Annotated in this window: 1 protein-coding gene; it reads right to left on the reverse strand. The window is 56.8% G+C overall.

Annotated elements, in window-relative coordinates; all coding sequences use genetic code 11:
• The coding region (locus IPZ49_RS23270) for an alkyl sulfatase dimerization domain-containing protein (protein ID WP_305038911.1) at positions 1 to 431 on the reverse strand (431 nt) is incomplete at both ends.

The raw sequence follows: 431 nt of genomic DNA on the forward strand, positions 1-431 counted from the left end.
GTCAGGTAGAAGTTACGCCAGGTGCCCGCCTCCGCCTGGTAACCTAACTGCTCAAGCGCGTCGGCTTCCAGATTACGGGCAGCCTGGTTGTTAGGATCGGCAAAGACCACTTTGCTGACCACCTGAGCAACCCAACGGTAATTACCCTGCTTATAATCCGCTTTGGCTTTCTGCATGATGGCATCAGCGCCGCCCATGTACTGCACGAACTTCTTCGCAGCCTGTTCAGGCGGCAGCTCGTCGAGGGTTGCCGGGTTGCCGTCGAACCAGCCGAGATAAAACACGTAAGTGGCTTTGACGTCGTGGCTAACGGAGCCGTAGTAACCGCGGCTTGCCCACTGTTTCTCGAGCGATTCCGGCAGCTTAAATTCTGCGGCGATCTCATCGCGAGTCAGGCCTTTGTTGGCCATACGCAGGGTCTGGTCGTTGAT

Origin of the sequence: Enterobacter cloacae complex sp. S2, from assembly GCF_015159675.1 — a bacterium.
GTDB classification, from domain to species: domain Bacteria; phylum Pseudomonadota; class Gammaproteobacteria; order Enterobacterales; family Enterobacteriaceae; genus Enterobacter; species Enterobacter intestinihominis.